General features: G+C 68.7%; 13 protein-coding genes. 6 read left to right on the forward strand and 7 right to left on the reverse strand.

Annotated features, from left to right (window positions below):
* Positions 1–32 precede the first annotated feature (32 nt).
* Entirely contained in the window at positions 33–1505 is a 1473-nt protein-coding gene (locus HRC28_RS10595) for a wax ester/triacylglycerol synthase family O-acyltransferase (RefSeq protein WP_182380044.1), read from the forward strand.
* Positions 1506–1508: 3 nt separating this feature from the next.
* Complete coding sequence (locus tag HRC28_RS10600; protein WP_182380045.1) at positions 1509–1682, forward strand: hypothetical protein; 174 nt, start codon at positions 1509–1511, stop codon at positions 1680–1682.
* Here the strand turns inward: HRC28_RS10600 and HRC28_RS10605 are convergent.
* The gene (locus tag HRC28_RS10605) at positions 1672–2154 is read right to left on the reverse strand and encodes a DUF2505 domain-containing protein (RefSeq protein ID WP_182380046.1); all 483 of its coding nucleotides are present in this window, start codon (positions 2152–2154) and stop codon (positions 1672–1674) included. The two genes, HRC28_RS10600 and HRC28_RS10605, sit on opposite strands and share 11 nt — an antisense overlap.
* A 1-nt stretch (position 2155) precedes the next feature.
* On the reverse strand, positions 2156–2638 hold the full coding sequence (locus HRC28_RS10610; protein ID WP_182380047.1) for a DUF2505 domain-containing protein: 483 nt from the start codon (positions 2636–2638) through the stop codon (positions 2156–2158).
* A 91-nt stretch (positions 2639–2729) separates the two neighbouring features.
* On the opposite strand from HRC28_RS10610, the gene HRC28_RS10615 reads away from it, so the two are divergent.
* Both HRC28_RS10615 and HRC28_RS10620 read left to right on the forward strand, forming a co-directional pair.
* Positions 2730–7676 carry an NAD-glutamate dehydrogenase gene (locus HRC28_RS10615; protein ID WP_182380048.1) on the forward strand — a complete coding sequence of 1649 codons (4947 nt, stop codon included), beginning with the start codon at positions 2730–2732 and terminating at the stop codon, positions 7674–7676.
* Positions 7677–7768: 92 nt separating this feature from the next.
* Positions 7769–9838, forward strand: coding sequence for a cation:proton antiporter (locus tag HRC28_RS10620; RefSeq protein WP_182380049.1), 2070 nt, complete (start codon positions 7769–7771; stop codon positions 9836–9838).
* A gap of 41 nt (positions 9839–9879) precedes the next feature.
* Here the strand turns inward: HRC28_RS10620 and HRC28_RS10625 are convergent, their stop codons facing one another.
* Genes HRC28_RS10625 through HRC28_RS10635 form a run of 3 tightly spaced genes read right to left on the reverse strand, consistent with a single transcriptional unit; the run spans position 9880 to position 13338 of the window.
* Positions 9880–11250 carry an FHA domain-containing protein gene (locus tag HRC28_RS10625; protein WP_182380050.1) on the reverse strand — a complete coding sequence of 457 codons (1371 nt, stop codon included), beginning with the start codon at positions 11248–11250 and terminating at the stop codon, positions 9880–9882.
* Positions 11250–11675, reverse strand: coding sequence for a hypothetical protein (locus HRC28_RS10630; protein WP_182380051.1), 426 nt, complete (start codon positions 11673–11675; stop codon positions 11250–11252). The genes HRC28_RS10625 and HRC28_RS10630 overlap by 1 nt, the downstream gene beginning before the upstream one ends.
* Positions 11676–11721: 46 nt before the next feature.
* The gene (locus HRC28_RS10635; RefSeq protein ID WP_202033295.1) at positions 11722–13338 is read right to left on the reverse strand and encodes a hypothetical protein; all 1617 of its coding nucleotides are present in this window, start codon (positions 13336–13338) and stop codon (positions 11722–11724) included.
* 179 nt (positions 13339–13517) lie between these two features.
* On the opposite strand from HRC28_RS10635, the gene HRC28_RS10640 reads away from it, so the two are divergent.
* Both HRC28_RS10640 and HRC28_RS10645 read left to right on the forward strand, forming a co-directional pair.
* On the forward strand, positions 13518–14330 hold the full coding sequence (locus HRC28_RS10640; protein WP_182380052.1) for a protein kinase: 813 nt from the start codon (positions 13518–13520) through the stop codon (positions 14328–14330).
* 17 nt (positions 14331–14347) lie between these two features.
* Positions 14348–15946: a hypothetical protein gene (locus HRC28_RS10645; RefSeq protein ID WP_182380053.1), complete on the forward strand. Its 1599-nt coding sequence runs from the start codon at positions 14348–14350 to the stop codon at positions 15944–15946.
* A gap of 11 nt (positions 15947–15957) precedes the next feature.
* Here HRC28_RS10645 and HRC28_RS10650 read toward each other — a convergent pair whose 3' ends face one another.
* Complete coding sequence (locus tag HRC28_RS10650; protein ID WP_182380054.1) at positions 15958–16833, reverse strand: protein phosphatase 2C domain-containing protein; 876 nt, start codon at positions 16831–16833, stop codon at positions 15958–15960.
* Positions 16830–17531, reverse strand: a complete 702-nt coding sequence (locus tag HRC28_RS10655) for a VWA domain-containing protein (RefSeq protein WP_182380055.1) — start codon at positions 17529–17531, stop codon at positions 16830–16832. Before HRC28_RS10655 ends, HRC28_RS10650 begins: the two co-directional genes overlap by 4 nt.
* Positions 17532–17652: the final 121 nt, after the last annotated feature.

Genomic DNA, 17652 nt, shown 5'->3' on the forward strand with positions numbered 1-17652 from the left:
GGTGGGTCCACACAGAGGCTGGAGAAACGACCGTGGTGGATCGGGTGCGACCGCGCGACCTGACGTTCCTTGCTGAGGAGACGCCGGAGACGCCGCTGCACAACGTCACGATCGAGATCTTCGATCCGGGCGAGGGTGAGGACGCCTTCGACCACGCCCGTCTGGTGCGCCTGATCCGTGACCGGATCGCGTTCGTTCCGCGCTATCGCCAGCGTCTCCAGAGCGTCCCCGGCCACGTGGCCAACCCGGTCTGGATCGATGACGAGAGTTTCGACCTCGGTTTTCACGTACGACGTTCGGCACTGCCGCGCCCCGGTACCTCCGAGCAGCTGCTCGAGCTCGCTTCGCGGATCGTGTCGCGGCCCCTGGACCGCACCCGTCCGCTGTGGGAGATCTACTTCGTCGAGGGACTCGAGGGCGGCAAGGTCGCGCTGCTCTCCAAGACGCACCAGGCGCTCGTTGACGGCGTCCACACCGTCGACCTCGGCCAGCTGCTGCTCGACCTGCAGCCCGAGGCGCGGGCGCTCGATCCGGACGACTGGACCCCGAAGCGGGCACCGAAGCCGGGCAAGCTCCTCGCCGGTGCTGTGCGCGACAACCTGCTCGACACGACCGCGCTCCTCGACACCGTGCGTACCGGCTCCCGCGCCGTGGCGCGCACGGCCGACCGTCGCTCGGCGCCGGCGCGCGCGTTCCTCGGTGCCGCGACCGGGCGTCGCCCGAAGAACCGCGGTGTCATCAACGGTCCGCTGTCGCAGCAGCGACGCATCGTCACCGTCGAGACCCGCTTCTCCGACTACCGGCGGATCCGTGAGGTCCACGGCGGCACCATCAATGACGTCATCCTCGCGACCCTCACCGGTGCCCTGCGTTCCTGGCTGATGACGCGCGCCGAGTCCCTCGGTGGCATGCGCCAGATCCGCGCGGTCGTGCCGGTCTCGGTCATCGACGAGGAACTCGAGGCCACCTCATTGGGCAGCCAGATTGCCGCGCACTTCGTGGACCTGCCGATCGGCGAGCAGAGCCCCGTCGTGCGACTGCACCAGGTCTCCTACTCGTTCCAGGCCCACAAGGACACCGGCCGCAGCGTCGCCGCCAACCGGCTCGCCGGGATCGCCGGCTTCGCGCCGACGACCTTCCACGCGATCGGCTCCCGGGTCGCCGCTACCGAGTTGCGTCGTGGCTACCAGTTGTCGGTCACCAACGTGCCCGGCCCGCAGGCGCCGCTGTTCGCAGCCGGCGCGCGGATGCTCGCCAGCTACCCCGTGCCGCCGCTGGTGGCCGGCCACCCGCTCGCCATCGGCGTGACGTCGTACGACGGCGGGGTCTACTACGGCCTCACGGCGGACCGGGACTGGATCCCCGACGTCGACCTGCTCGGCGTGTGCATCCGTGAGGCACTCGACGAGTTGCTCGACCTGTCGTCGCCGACCCGGCAGCGGGCACCCCGTGGTCGCCGTGGCGTGCGTTCGGTCCCGAAGCCCGGCGCCAAGGGGCGGGACTGACCCGTGGGTGCCCTGGTTGCGCAGCACCTCGGGACGCTGCACCCGATGGAACAGGCGTTGACGATCGTGCTCGCCTTCGGTCCGTTCGTCGTGCTCGGGATCGTGATCGCCTTCCGTCGGCGCGCTGAGCGCGCCGAGGAGAGGCGAGACGAAGCCGCCGACCGGACTACCGGCTGAGCCAGGCCTTGCCGGTCCGCTCCTCGGCCCGCATGGCGCTGCCGAGCAGCTTGGCCAGGAGTTCCTCGATCTTGCCGCCGACCAGCGGAATCTTGACGGTGACCTGAAGGTCGACCGTCTCGGTGGTCACGCCGTCGACCTCGACGAGCGTGGCCGTCCCGATCATTTCGCCGGGCTTGCCCGGGATCGTCACGTGGATGTCGCCCTGTGTCGGGCTCGACCACTTCTCGGTCTGGACGATCGTGGTCTCGTTGCCGACGATCTTCTTCGCGAACGACGGGATCCGGTCGGTCGGCTGGGTCATCTCGATCCGGACGTCCTTGCTGTTGACGTCGCCGTCGACCTTGACGTTGAACGCCGTCGCGCGCTGGTTGGTGCACACCTCCTCACGGAAGGAGGCGTCGGACAGCATCGCCGCGACGGCGTCGGCCGGTGCGTCGTAGACCATCGTGTGGAGCAGTCGTGTCGCCATGTCAGCGGTTTCCCTTCAGCCAGGCCACGCCCACGGAGTGCTCCAGGGTCATGCCTGCGTCGATGTTGTCGGCCATCAGCTTCTCCAGCTTGCCCGCGATCAGCGGAACCTTGACGGTGACCTCGAGATCGAACACGTGGCGGGTGATCCCGCCGTCCTCGGTCAGCGTCACGGTGCCCAGCGCCTTCGTCGGCTTGCCCGGCGCCACGATCTCGTACGTCCCGGAGGTGGCATCGGCCCACTCCTCGCGCACGATGGCCTGCGTGGTCTCGCCAGTGATCTTCTTGGCCAGCGCGGGCAGGCCGGCGGTGTTCTGCACCTGGTCGATCAGGATGCTCATCCCGTCGCCCTTCGGCGTGCTGGTCACCTCGATCGACACGACGTCCTGGGCAGCAGCGACCTTCTTGCGGAACGCAGGATCGGCCAGCATGGCGAACACTTCTTCCGCCCCGGCCTGGTACGCGAGCTCACGGTGAAACTTCATGGCGTCATCATGGCGCACCGGATCGTTACTCACGGGTCACCGCGCGATGTTGTCGTGGTCACGTCCGACGGCCTACGTTGAGACGGTGTCAATGACGACGCTGAAGGCTTCCGCTTCCGGGGCAGACCGAGACCGTATTTTCGAGCAGGCCGCTGCCGCGGCCGGACCACCGAAGGGCGGCGGGGGTCCACCTCGTGATGCGCTTCCGGTGCTGTTGCCGGCGTACTACCGGCACATCGACACCGAGGAACTCGCGTCGCGCAGCGACGTCGACATCTACGGTGCGTTCGCCTCGCACCACCACCTGGCGCTCGAGCGCACACCGGGTACGCCGAAGGTGCGGGTCTTCACGCCCACCGTGGCCGAACACGGCTGGTCCGCGGCCGGGCATTCGGTCGTCGAGGTCGTGTTCGACGACATGCCGTTCCTGGTCGACTCGCTGACCATGGAGCTCGGTCAGCACCTTCGTGACATCCGGGCCGTGGTGCACCCGACCTTCGACGTACGACGGGACGAGGCGGGGCACCTGCTCTCGGCCGAACCCGTGACCCCTGGCTCGGTGTCTCCGCCCGACGGCGCGACCCGCGAGTCGTGGATGCACGTCGAGATCGGCCGCCTCGGTGGCGGAGGCGAGGACGAGAAGGTGGCCGAGGGGTGCCGCCGGGTACTCCTCGATGTCCAGGCCTCGGTGGAGGACTGGCCGAAGATGCAGGCGCAGGTGGCGAGCATCGTCGCCGCCCTGGCCGACGAGGCCCCTCCGGTCGACCCGGACGAGGTCCGACAGGCCGCCGAACTGTTGTCGTGGCTGGCCGATGAACACTTCACCTTCCTCGGCTATCGCGAGTACGTCCTGGCCAAGGAGCCCGCCGAGAGTGGCGATGGCGAGGAGGACGTGTTGCGTCCCGTGCCCGGCACCGGACTGGGCATCTTGCGCGAGAAGGCGGAGGAGGGCGACACCTCCGTCGCCTTCGGGCGCCTGCCCGACGCCGTCAAGGCCAAGGCCCGCGAGAAGACGGTGCTGGTGCTGGCCAAGGCCAACTCCCGTTCGACAGTCCACCGACCGGCGTACCTGGACTACGTCAGCGTCAAGACCTTCGGCGCCGATGGCGAGGTGGTCGGCGAGCGACGTTTCCTCGGACTGCTGTCGAGTGCTGCCTACACGGAGTCGCTGCTGCGGATCCCGTTGCTGCGCGAGAAGGCAGCCGAAGTGTTGCGTCGCAGCGGCCAGGACGCGCGCAGCCACGACGGTTCGGCCTTGCTCGACACGCTGGAGACCTATCCGCGCGACGAACTGTTCCACACACCGGTCGAAGAACTGACCCCGATCGTCGAGGCCGCCAGCCAGGCGCGCGAGCGGCGAGCGGTGCGCCTGTTCATCCGGCGCGACACCTACGCGCGCTACCTGTCGGTGCTGGTCTACCTCCCGCGCGACCGCTACAACACCGGCGTCCGCCACAAGTTCGTGAAGATCCTCATCGAACAGATCGGCAAGGGCCGGATCGGTCCGGACAACATTGAGTTCAACGTCAGCATCAACGAGTCGACCACAGCGAGGGTCCACTTCGTCGTCCACCTTCCCAAGGGTGAGTTGATTCCCGACGACATCGACACCACCGACCTCGAACGTCGTCTGGTCGAGGCGTCGCGGTCCTGGCAGGAGGACTTCCTCCAGGCCGTCATCGCCGAGTACGGCGAGGAGACGGGCGGCCTGCTGGGCCGCCGGTACGTCGACGCCTTCCCCGAGGCGTACAAGGAGGACTTCAACCCCCGCACCGCCGCCGTCGACCTCGGTCGCCTGGAGGGCATCACCGGTGACACTGGTATCGACCAGTCGCTGTACGCCGACGTCGACGCCGATGAGGGGGAAGCCCGACTGAAGGTGTTCCGGGTCGGGGAACCGCTGTCGCTGAGCGGCGTCCTGCCCATGCTGTCCTCGATGGGGGTGGAGGTCGTCGACGAGCGGCCGTACTCGCTGGGCGGCCTCGATCGTCGTACCCACGTCTACGACTTCGGCCTGCGGTACGCCGGCGCGCTGCCCGACCACGCCCGCGAACTCTTCGCCGACGCACTGCGTGCCATGTGGGACGGCTACACGGAGACCGACGGGTTCAACCGGTTGGTCCTGCGCGCGCGGCTGTCGTGGCGCCAGGCGATGCTGCTGCGCGCCTATGCGAAGTACATGAAGCAGGGCAACAGCCCGTTCGCGGTCGACTCGATCGAGCAGGCGCTCGTCGACAACGTCGACCTGGCTCGGCTGCTGGTGCTGCTCTTCGAGACCCGGTTCGATCCGGGCGCCGACGACGGTCGCGCCGAGCGCGAGGCCGGCCTCGTGACGAAGGTGCGCACCGCCCTGGACGAGGTGGTCAGTCTCGACCACGACCGGATCCTGCGCTCCTACCTCACGCACATCCAGGCCACGTTGCGGACCAACTACTTCCAGTCAGCCGGCGACCCGGGAGCGGCGACGCCGAGCCCGACGCCCAAGCCCTATCTCTCACTGAAGCTCGAGCCGTCGGCCATTCCCGACCTGCCGTCGCCGCGCCCGAAGTTCGAGATCTTCGTCTACTCGCCCCGCGTCGAAGGTGTGCACCTGCGCTTCGGTGCGGTGGCCCGTGGTGGCCTGCGCTGGTCCGACCGGCGCGACGACTTCCGCACCGAGGTCCTCGGTCTGGTCAAGGCGCAGATGGTCAAGAACACCGTGATCGTGCCGGTCGGCGCGAAGGGTGGTTTCTACGCCAAGCAGTTGCCGGACTCGAGCGATCGCGAAGCGTGGCTGGCTGAAGGCGTGGCCTGCTACAAGACCTTCATCCGCGGCCTGCTCGACCTCACCGACAACCTCGTCGGTGGTGAGACCGTGCCGCCGCCGCGGGTGGTGCGCCACGACACTGACGATTCGTACCTCGTCGTCGCTGCCGACAAGGGGACCGCGACCTTCTCCGACATCGCCAACGGCGTCTCGAAGGAGTACGGCTTCTGGCTGGGCGACGCCTTCGCGAGTGGCGGCTCGGTGGGCTACGACCACAAGGCGATGGGCATCACGGCCAAGGGTGCCTGGGTGTCCGTACGACGCCACTTCCGCGAGATGGGCGTCGACTGCCAGACCGAGGACATCACCGTCGTCGGTGTGGGCGACATGTCCGGCGACGTGTTCGGCAACGGGATGCTCTGCTCGGAGCACATCCGCCTGGTGGCCGCGTTCGACCACCGCGACATCTTCATCGACCCCGAGCCCGACGCAGCAACGTCGTTCGCCGAACGGCAGCGGCTCTTCGCGCTGCCACGGTCGAGCTGGCAGGACTACGACAAGTCGCTGATCTCCGAGGGTGGCGGGATCTTCTCGCGCAGTGCGAAGTCGATTCCGATCAGCAACCACATCCGCGCAGCCCTGGGGATCGCCGGCCACGTCGAGAAGATGACGCCCGCCGAGTTGATGAAGGCGATCCTGCTCGCGCCGGTCGACCTTCTCTGGAACGGCGGCATCGGCACCTACGTCAAGGCGTCCACCGAGACCAACGCCGACGCGGGCGACAAGGCCAACGACGCCATCCGCGTCGACGGTGGGCAGTTGCGCGTGCGGTGCGTGGGGGAGGGCGGCAACCTGGGCTGCACCCAGCGCGGCCGGATCGAGTACGCCGTCGACGGCGGCCGGATCAACACGGACTTCATCGACAACTCGGCCGGGGTCGACACCTCCGACCGTGAGGTGAACCTGAAGATCCTGCTCGACCGGATCGTGCTCGAGGGTGACCTCACCGGCAAGCAGCGCAACGAGTTGCTCGCATCGATGACCGACGAGGTCGCTGTTCTCGTGCTGCGCGACAACTACGACCAGAACCTCGCGCTGGCCAACGCGGCGCGCAATGCACCTTCCTTGCTGCACGTCCACGAGCAGTGGATGCACCACCTGGAAACCGAGGGCCTGCTCGACCGTGACCTGGAGGCATTGCCCGCCACCCGCGAGGTGAAGCGCCGACTGGAGGCCCAGGGTGCGCTGACCCAGCCCGAGCTGTCGGTGCTGATGGCCTACACGAAGATCGTGCTCGCAGAGGAGTTGCTGGCTTCCGACCTGCCGGAGGACCCGTACCTCACCCTCGACCTCGAGTCCTACTTCCCCGAGCCCGTGCAGAAGGGCTTCCGGGAGCAGGTCGGGGCGCATCCGCTGCGCCGGGAGATCATCGTGACCCAGGTCGTCAACGACCTGGTCAACGGTGCCGGCATGACCTACTGGCCTCGTCTGGCGGGGGAGACCGGCGCAAGTGCTGCCGAGCTGACCCGGGCCAACTTCGTTGCGCGCGAGATCTACGGGTCACTGCCCTTGCGCAAGGAGCTCGAGGAGTTCGACAACGTGCTCGACGCCGCGGTCCAGACCCGGATGCGTGTGGACATGCGCACCCTGGTCGAGCGTGCTTCGCGCTGGTTGCTCACCAACCGGCGACCGCCCCTCGACAGCCAGGCGACCGTCGACATGTTCGCCGCACCGGTCCAGGCCACGATGCTCGAACTGCCGAACCTGCTGACCGGCGCCGAACTCGCTGCCTACGAAGCTCGACGGCGCGCACTGGAGACCCAGCAGGTGCCGGCCGAGCTCGCGGCCCGCGTGGCGTCGTACGACGTCGCGTATGCGTTGCTCAATGTCGTCGAGATCGCGGTCCGCGACGGCCTGGACCCGGCCGACGTGGCCCGGGTGCACTTCGTCCTCGGCGAGCGGCTCGGGGTGGTGGCGCTGCAGCAGCAGATCGTCCACCTGCCGCGGGCCGACCAGTGGCAGACCATGGCGCGGGCTGCACTGCGCGACGACCTGCATGCCGTCCACGCCCAGCTCACCGGGAAGGTGCTCGCCGCGACCGCCGACTCGGTCGACGACGAAGCTGCCGACCCGCACGAGGCCGCCGACCGCCGGGTCGCGGCGTGGGAGGCCGAGACGGGCGGCGTCGTGGAGCGGGCGATCACGTCGCTCACCGCGGTCTGCACGGACGAGCCGAGTGACATCGCCAAGGTGTCGGTCGGCCTGCGCGTGGTGCGCGGCCTGCTGGCCTGAGATTTCCTGTGTGCAAGGGGTGCAGCCCTGCACTTTCGGGGGACAAGCCCATAGTCTGACCGCGCATCCCCCGGGACCCAGGAGGCTTTCCCTTGTACGACGTCACCGTGTTGCTGGCCGAGCCCGCGAAGGGGCCTGCCCTCGACTTCGCCGTGATCCTGGCGCAGTTGGCGCTGATCATCGTGGTGGCGCGACTGGCCGGCAAGGCCGTCGCCCGGATCGGCGTGCCGCCGGTGGTCGGCGAGATCGGTGCCGGCGTGCTCCTCGGCCCCAGCCTGCTGGGGATGGAGCTGAGCGAACAGCTCTTCCCGATGGACCAGCGTGGATTCCTCGACGTCCTGGCCCGGGTCGGGTTGGTTCTGTTCATGTTCGTGGTCGGCCTCGAACTCGACCTCAAGTTGATCAAGGGCCGCGAGAAGGTCGCCGGGTCGGTGTCGGTCTGCTCGATCCTCCTGCCGTTCACGCTGGGCATCGCGCTGGCTCACATCTTCGTCACCACCGCCGCGACGGAGGCCCTCAAGCCCGACAAGGCGGACTTCTGGCCGTTCGCCCTCTTCATGGGCGCGGCGATGTCGATCACCGCGTTCCCGGTGCTCGCGCGGATCCTGACGGATCGCCGGATGCACCGCACCGAGACCGGCGGCCTTGCGCTCGCGTGCGCTGCGACTGACGACATCATCGCCTGGACCCTGCTGGCAGTCGTGCTGGCGATCGCAGGAGTCGAGGGCGAGCACGCCCATCTGCCGCAGTGGGCGATCTACCTTGCGGTCCCGTTCGTGCTGTTCGCGATCTTCCTGGTGCGCCCGGCCCTGAAGCGGCTGACCACGGCCTACCAGAAGGCGGGGGAGTTGACTCCGACGATCATGTCCGTGGTGCTGGTCGGCCTCGTGCTGTTCGCCGCCACGACCGACGTCATCGGTATCCACTACATCTTCGGCGCCTTCCTCTTCGGTGCGATCATGCCGCACGAGCAGGCAGCCGCCATGCGGCACGAAGTGCTGGTCCGACTCGAACAGATCAGCGTCCTGTTGCTGCTGCCCGTCTTCTTCCTGATCTCCGGCCTCAAGGTCGACATCCGCGGCCTCGGGACCGAGCACATCCTTCCGATGTTCGCGATCCTCACCGTGGCCATCGTCGGCAAGTACGTCGGCGCCTACGTCGGCGCGCGGCTCCAGAAGGTGCCGCACTGGCAGGCCAGTTCGCTCGGCCTCCTGATGAACACCCGCGGCCTGACTGAGCTGATCATCCTCAACGTCGGCCTCGAGAAGGACCTCCTCAGCAAGGAACTCTTCACGATGATGGTGATCATGGCGCTGGTGACCACGGTGATGACGGGGCCCTTGCTCGGCTTCACCTACCCGCAGCGCCGGGTGGCGCGTGACATCGCCGAAGCCGAGCGCGCGGCGCTGGGCGCCGAAGCCGTCGATCGCATCCTGGTGCTGTCCCGCACCGATCAGGACGACTCCGTCCTCATCGAGATCGCAGCCGCCCAGCTCGCCGGCGCACAGCCGGCCGAGATCGTCGTCGCCGACCTGCAGCCGCAGGGACGCGCACTCGAAGTGGGCAGCGGACTGTCGCTGGAGCTGGCCGAAATGGCCTCGGCCATGGAGCGTCAGCAGGTGCTGGTGCGTCGCGGAGAGGAGATCGGCATCCCGGTGCGCGTGATCGCCCACGCCAGCGCCGACGTCGAGCAGGACCTCGTCGAACTCGTCGCCGTGCTCAAGCCGCAGGGCCTCGTCGCGTGGTCCGACGACCCGTCACTGGACGGCGTTGTGGCCGCCAACGACTCGCCGGTCGCGGTGGTGCCTGCCGGCACCCCGGCCCAGGACGTCGACGCTCCGGTCATCGTGCACTGGTCCGGCGACGTCAACGGTGAGGCAGCCGTCGTTCTCGGTGCACGCATCGCCGTCTCGCGCGGCACGACACTCGACGTGCGCGGTGGCGGTGGTCGCCGGCAGGCGGGCGTCCGCGACGCCCTTGCCGAGCGTGGGGTCCGGCTGGCCGAGCCGGATGTCGACGCGGGCCCGCTCGCCGCCGCACCGACCGAGCTCGGCTCGTTCACGGCGTCGGGCACGCCCGGTATCCGGGTGCGTGCCGAGCTCGACGCCGCTCCGGTGGACTTCGCCGTCGTACCGCTGGGCGCCACGGTGGCGTCGGCCTGACCACTGCTGCCCCCGCCGGAGCGGAGACGCGTCTCGCGCAGTTAAGCCGAGGCGCCGGCGTGGGTGTTGAAGGCCAGCGTCCGGTGACCGATGCGCACGCGCGTGCCCTGGACCAGAATCTGTTCGGCACCGGGCTGCATCCGCACCCAGTCCGGCGTCTTGGGGACGTGGACGAAGGTGCCGTTGGTCGAGTTGTTGTCGATCAGTACGACGTCCCAGCCGCGCATCTCCAGGCGCGCGTGCACCCGGGAAACCTGGTTGGACTGGTCAATGATCGGCAACGGCCGGAAGTCGCCACCGTGGATGCGCTCGTCGCCGCTCGGATCCCGGCCGAGGAGGTACGGGGTGTCGAGCTGGAAGACGGAGCCGTCGTCGAGCACGATCACGCCCAGCGGCGGCCGTGAGCCATTCACCAGGACCGGGGTCTGCTGCACCATGTTGATGCCGCACACGGCGCAGAACAGCACGCGCGGGTCGTTGAAGTGGCGGTTCTTGCAGTAGACGCCCCGGACCTGCTCGCTGGGACTGTCCTCCATGACCTGGGCGGCGTTCTCGACGATCGGGAGCGGCTCGAAGTCGTCCATGTCGTCGTCGACGTCGCTGATCAGCACGGACTGGAAGTTGACGTGCTCGTCGGCGGGGACGGGCGGCAGCGGGCGACCTGCGGGCGGTGCGGCGGGGGCAACCGGTGCCGGCGGTGCAGGCGGCGCGGGCGGGGCCGGGGCAGCCGGCGGAGTTGCGAGCGGGACCACCATCGCGGCCGCGGCGTCGGAGACCGGGGTCTCCGGGTGGCCGTGCCCGTGGCCATGATCGGGGCCATGATCGTGGCCAGCGTGGCTGGCGTCATCACTCATGGCCGGCTCGGCCGCAGCCATCATCGGCTCGTCGGTCACGACGGGCGGGGCGACGACCATCATCGCGTCGCCGGCGCCACTGGGCATGGTGAAGGAGCCCGCGGGGATCACGCCGCCGTCGAGGCGGTACGTCGATCCGTCCGTCGGCGTGGCAGCGCCGGGCAGCGTGACGGTCACCGACTCAATCGGCCACGGGATCAGTCGCTCGACCCACGCGAGCGAGTCGGCGCCGGAGATGGTCTGGTCGTTGATCGTGACCGTGACGTCGCCGTCGACGAACACGGCCAGGCCAGTGGCGTGCGGCGCGAGCGCTGCGAAGCCGGGGGACTGCTCCACCGCGGTCGACAGCATGAGGGCGTAGCCCCGGACCAGTTGGCGGCCCTGGCCGCCGTTGGCCGCCACGATCTGGGCGTGTTCGAGGTAGGGCTTGACCACCGTGGGCTGGTCGGAGCCCACGAGGAGGACGACCGGTCCGATCCGGGCGAGGGTGCCTTCGCCGGAACCGGGGACGACGGTCGCGCTCGACCAGTCCTCTGCAGATGTGGCGGGAATGGGCATCAAATGATCCTTCCACCGAAGAAGCGCCACCGGATGAACGGAACGCGCATGGGCCCGTTGGTCCAGATCCAGACCACGAACCAGATGACCGAGAAGTCGATGAGGAAGGCCCAGAAGTCAGGCACACCGTCGATGCCGGGGACCAGTTCCAGATCGAGCAGCAGCCAGACCAGCGCGCCTTCGTTGAGCGCGGTGATGAGGCCGAACATCGTCGGCCAGTCCTTCTCCCACCGGAACTGCTGGATGACGTGGTAGATCAACTCCCACACGATCCCGAGCACCAGCACCGTCGCGAGGATGATGAAGGTGGTCTTGTAGTCCGGGTCGCCGGGCAGGATCGGCGTGAGCACCAGGGTGATCAGGCTGCCGAACACGACGAGCATGAAGATGCGGGTCTGCAGCCGGCCGTTGAGGGTGGGCAACATCAGCGCACTCCCTTGCTGAGTTGGAGGGTCGGGTGGGCAGCTTCGCTCACGGGGCGCTCCCTGCCAGCCACTTCCACCATTGCAGGGTCGAGCGCACCGGCCCGATCCGTTTGCCGAAGCCACGCTTGCGCAGGTCGGCCTGGATCTCCTGGGCGGCGACCTGCAGGCCGAGGAATGTGTCGACGCCCGGGAAGTAGCCACCCAGCGTCGAGGAGCCGGAGGCGTACATCGCGCCGGACCCGGAGGCCGTGCCGATCAGCTCGAACGAGCGGTCGACGTTGAGCCGGCCGACGGGGTTGCGCGTGACGCCGCCGTGCTCGAGCAGGTCCTTCAGCAGCCGGTGCTCGGCGATGTCGGCTTCCAGCCCGGTGCAGTCGATGACGAAGTCGGCTTCGATCGGGACGGTGCCCTGGGCGGTGCGGACGTGGTTCACGATCCGCTCTCCGCTCGGCTGCATGTCCTCGACCGCACCCACGACCGGGGTGTACCAGCCTTCGCGACGGCCCTGGTTCATCTGCTTCTGCCACAGCTTGCGCCACGGGGTGTTGGTGCCACCCATCCGCTTGTAGAGCTCGGCCCGTTCCTCGCCCTCAAGCTTGCGGACCTGGGCCTTGAGCTGCCCGCCCCACACCGACTTGGGGTAGTTGAAGCCCTGGTAGGCCCACCCGTCGCCGCCACGGCGGCGCATGAACATCCGGGGCTTGCCGCCGCCGGGACGCGCGTCGCCCTCGTTGCCGTAACCGTCGTTGGGGCCGTTGATGTAGGTCCGGAACAGGTGGACGATGTTGGTCTGCGCACCGTGCAGCAGCCGGTCGTCCATCAGTCGCTGCAGCACGCGCGACGCGACGATGCCGCCGCCTCGCACCACCACGGTGCTCGGGACCTGCATGAGCCGCTCGTAGACGTGCTCGTGCGCCTCGTAGGCGTTGACGATGTGGCGGTAGTCGTTGTTCTCGGTGCGATAGCGCTGGAGTTCGGGCAGGAACTTCAGTCCCGGGTAGCCCACGGCGACGTGGACGTACTGCGACCGGAAGGCCACGCGCTTGGTGGCCGACGCGCCTTCGGGGGGCGTCAGGATCGTGAAGTACCCGCCGCCGTACCGCCGGCGCACGATGCGGACCAGGCCCTTGACCAGCATCTCGTCGTACCCGATGCGGTTGGACTCGCGCTCGAGCTGCTCGAAGACGTTGCCGGCCTTGGGCGTGTAGTAGTCCGCGAAGATCGGCTCGCTGAACAGCTGCCACAGGACCTTGATGTTGAACTTCCGCACGCCTTCGGCGAAGCCGTACGACGGGAAGCCCCAGATGTTGTCGGGACGGGACGCCGAGTCCGACCGCAGGCGCTCGGGTCGCGGGACCTGGGAGACCCGGGTGAGGTACTCGTAGGTCTGCCACGGCTTGTCGAGCGTGCCGAGGACCCGGATCTGCGACGTCGGGACGCCGGCGATGCGCAGGTAGTCGACGGTCACGAAGCTGCCGATGCCCGAACCGACGGTCACGAAGGGGACGTCGACGATCGGGATGCCTGCCGCTGCCACCAGGTCGTCGGTCCAGAAGTCCGTCTCGAGCATCTGGTCGGTCAGGTCGCCCGTGATGGCCTGCGCCGGTAGATAGGTCGAGGGGTCAGTCGTGGGGACCACGGATGCTGCAGAGGGCTCGATCAACGTGCCTCCTAGATCGCTGAATGCGTGCGGAACGCTACACCCGCTACCCGATGCGGCGCTTGCTGAATCCTTGCACTTCCGCGTCGCTGTGGGGGGTTTCGGGGTGAAGGTCCCGTGGCATCGTGCCATGCTGGAGTCCGGTCGCGCCGCGGCCTGCCCGACCAGTCATGGAGGATCGAGTGCAGGGAATCGCTGATTACGAGTTCGTGCGCCCCTTGGGCGAGTCGAACTACGGCACGAACTACCTCTCGAAGGCTCCAGCGCGTCTGGGCATCGGTGCTGGGGAAGTCGTGGTCAAGGTGATCGCCGGCCCGACCTCGGACGATGCGTTCCGGCGCGCCACCCGCGAGCTCAAGCACTTCAGCGTCGCGGATTCCGACCGTCTGGTCGCCGTCTACGACGCCGGCCGCCACGGCGGAGCGTTCTACTACGCGATGGAGTACCTCCCGCACGGTTCGCTCGAGAACCCGCACGTGGAGATCAGCACCGGTCGTCGTGTCGCGGCCGTCCGCGACGCCGCGCTGGCCGCGCATGCCCTGCACGAGCGCGGGATCGCGCACCGCGACATCAAGCCCGCGAACATCCTGCTCGCCGACGACGGCGGCCGGCTCGCCGACCTCGGGCTCTCGCAGTTGCTCTCGCCGGGCATGGTCACCACGGGCCTGGGCCAGATCGGCCTGGAGTTCACGGACCCCGCGATCATGCTCGGGGCGCAGGCCTCGCGCGCCAGTGACATCTGGTCGCTGGGCGCCTCCCTGCACTTCGCGATCACCGGCAAGGGTGTCTACGGCGACCTGAAGGGCACCGAGCCGCTCCTGCTCGTACGTTCGATCCTGGCTTCGCAGCCGACGCTCTCGGATTCGCTGCCGTCCGCCGCCCGCACCCTGATCGAGTCGTGCCTCAACGCCGACGTCGCGGCCCGCCCGCGTACCGCTGCCGAGGTTGCCGCGAGTGCATCGGGCCTCGCCAGCGAACTCGGTTCCGCGGTCTGAGGGCTGAGGTCCACGGCATGGAGTTGCACGAAGCGATCCGGGAACTCGTTGCTGCCCACGGCACATCGATCTTCGCCGACGCGAACGGGTTCCGCGGTGTCCTGGACGACGTCCTCGAGGAGGACCAGGCCAGCACCGGCGACATCAACCTGCTCGTCGACGCGATTCGCTTCGATGTCCTGACCCCGCTGTCGGCGATGATCGACGGCGGTGCCGACCCGGTCCGTGCGGTTGAGGCCGCCGGCCAGCGTCTGGCCCGCGATCGCGGCGGCGACGACCAGGCGGCGTCCAGCTGGGCTGCGGCCGTCCTCGGGTACGCCATCGGCAAGGTCCCGCCGGACGTGATCCTGCGCTACCGCTCGCAGCGACCGCCGTCGTCCCACCTTCCGCAGGCGCCGCCGCCCTCCGGTCCGCCCCTCCAGTCCCCGCCGGCGCCGTTCCAGTCGCCGGCGACCACCTGGCCACCCCAGTCAGGCCAGCCGGGCCAACCGGGCCAGCCGGGCCAGCAGGGCCCGCCGACGGTGATGCCCGGCTACCAGTCCGCGCCCCAGGGAGCGCCGTACGGCGCCCCGGCGTACGGCGTCGCGGGCGGCTACCCGCCGGCCCCCGGCTTCGGCCAGCAGCCCACGAAGAAGAAGAGCCCCGTGATCTGGATCGCGGCGGCCGTCGCAGGCGTCGTCGTGGTGGGTGGCGGGATCACCGGGCTGGTCATCGCCGGTGGCGGCGACGACAAGTCCAGCAAGGGCAACGGCGGCCAGTCGGCAGAGACCTCCGAGACCCCCGAGGTGGACGTCGATGCGGCGGCGCTCGACGGGCGTTACAACGCACTGGCCTCCACCATCAGCGCGGGGACGAGCGACTGCGTCGGCGGCACCCCGACCACCGGCCAGGCCGAGGTCGTCGACTGTGTCGTCAGTTCCGGCAAGTTGAAGCTGATCACGTACCTCGACGAGGCGTCGCTGACCGCTGCACGCAAGGCGCGACTGGACTACCGAGCCGGGACGCTGACGGCCGACAACGGTACGACGGCGCTCTACGAGTTCGACCCGGAGCGGGGCGGTAGTTCGGCCCCAGCGATCGTCTACTGGGACAGCACCTCGGCGCTCCAGTCGGCCACGATCACGGGCGAGGGCAGCGTCAAGATCGACACCGTGACGACGAACTACAAGGCGACGTCGCCACGTGTCTCGGAGCCGACGAACCCCCAGCACCCGGTGCTGCGTGACTTCATCAACATCAACATGGACGTCTCGACGTGCACCCGGCAGCGGACCTTCTTCGTCGGAGCCTCCGAGGAGAGTTCCTGCACGGCGATCGACGGGATCGTCGTCACGGTGGGGCGGTACACCACGCGGAAGGCGCTGAGCCTGGACCGCAAGTACTACAAGGGGAAGTTCGAAGAGGCCGCCAAGGGAGGCGGCAAGCAGGGCGGCGGTGGCACCTGGAAGTTCGGCGAGGGCAAGGCCGAGGGTGCCTACTACGCCTATCGGAACGGCGAAGGCGACACAGCCACGCTGTACTGGGACTACAACCTGTCCGACTGCTATTGCTACGGCGTGGCCTGGAGCTTCGACGGCGACCTGAAGAAGCTCGAGGACTGGTGGCCCAGCGAGTGATCAGCGACTGATCACTCCGGCACGGGAATCGTGTCGGCCAGGTCCGGTCGGCTGATCCCTCCGACGTCGGTGCGCACCAGGAGCGCCATCGTCGTGTCGTCGCCGCCGATGAGGGCGGGTTCCGCGAGCCATTCAGGGAGCTGCTCGCGCACCCAGACCAGGCCGCGGCTGCGACTGAACTCGAGCAGCTGCTCACCGGTCTGGCGCCACCAGCCGTCGGCGTCGACGCGTGAGCGCCCGAACCCGTCGGTGCACAGGAAGACCAGCGCGACGTCGTCGACCCGTGCGTCCACGACCGCGACGCGCAGCGCGTCGACCGGTCGGGCCTGGCACAGCGAACTGGTGTGCAGGCCGTCGAGGTCGGGGTCCTCCGGCAACGGCCGGGACGCTTCTCCGTTGGCGGACACCAGGACGGAGTCGCCGTCGCCGATCTGGAGGAACACGACCAGGTCGCCCACGGCAGCCGTGGCGAGCACCGTGGAGCCGTAGGCCCGCAAGGGATCGGCGCTCGCGCCGAGCGCGTCGTCGGCCGCGGAGTACGGGTGGGCCGCGATGTGATGCTCGACCTTGCCCACCCAGTTCGCCACGAGGGCGGCACCGGCGGTGCTGAGCAGGTCCTCGACAACGGCGTGGTCGACACCGTCGCCAAGTGCGGCGACGGCGGTCAGCGTGCGCCGCAACTCCTCGACCGCGCACAGGACCGCGAGCGCGGAGCCGATGTCGCTGCGGAAGTGCAACTTGTGTCCGTGCCCGTCCGCGACAGCGATCACGGCCTGGCCGTTCTCGTGGTCAGTCCACGTCAGGACCGAGTCCTGGAGCGGCAACTGATCGCGAACGTGGACCGAACCGATCGTGGTGCCGGACAGCGTTGTCCAGCGGTGGGTCATCCGAGGGTGCTCCAGATCGGGTCACCGATCGGGCTCGGAGGCGCGGCGGTGACACCGGTGCCCGGTCCGACGACCGGCCGGGAGGCGACCTTGCTGGCGGCCTTCGAGGCCCACACGATGTATTCGACGAGTTGCTCGGGGTTGTCGGCCCGCAGCAACGGGACGTCCTCGTCGCCGATGAAGCGGCGCAACGAGTGCATGTCGGCGTCGCGGCCGACGCCGAGGGCCAACCGGACAGCGGTGGCACCCCAACGGTTGTTCAACAACGCCTGCAGGCCTTCGGCGAAGGTCACGCCGCTGCTCTGGGTGGGCCGTCCGTCAGACACGAGGATGATCGCCGGTGGGAAGGCACTGTTGCTCTCGTCGAGGTGCTCGAGTGCGCCGGCCAGGGTCTGCAGGGCACTGCCCAGTTCGGTGAAACCACGCGGCACCGCCTCGAGGCGCTTCCAGTGGATCTGGTCGACCTGGGTGGGCTCCTCGATGATCCACTGCGGCTCGTTGGCGAACGCGAGGACCCGGACCAGCAGTTCGGCGTGCGGGTTGGCGCGCGCCTCGTCCTTCAGGTGGGGGAGGACCTCGGTGATCGCGTTGTTGAGCGCCTGGATACGGCCGCCCCGCATCATGGAGCCCGAGACGTCGAGAACGAAGATGAAGTGCAGCGGCTTGCGCGCGAGCGCACCGCCGAGCCTGTCGCTCATCGGGGCCCTCCTTCCGATGGGTCGGGGTGGTCGGTGTGGTCGGGTTGGCCCTGCCGGGGCGTTTCGAACAACGCTAACGCTGAACAGGTCGGCCGGGCTGTGTTTCAAGGTGCCCGAATCT

Origin of the sequence: Nocardioides sp. WS12 (assembly GCF_014108865.1) — a bacterium.
In the GTDB taxonomy this organism is placed as follows: Bacteria; Actinomycetota; Actinomycetes; order Propionibacteriales; family Nocardioidaceae; genus Nocardioides.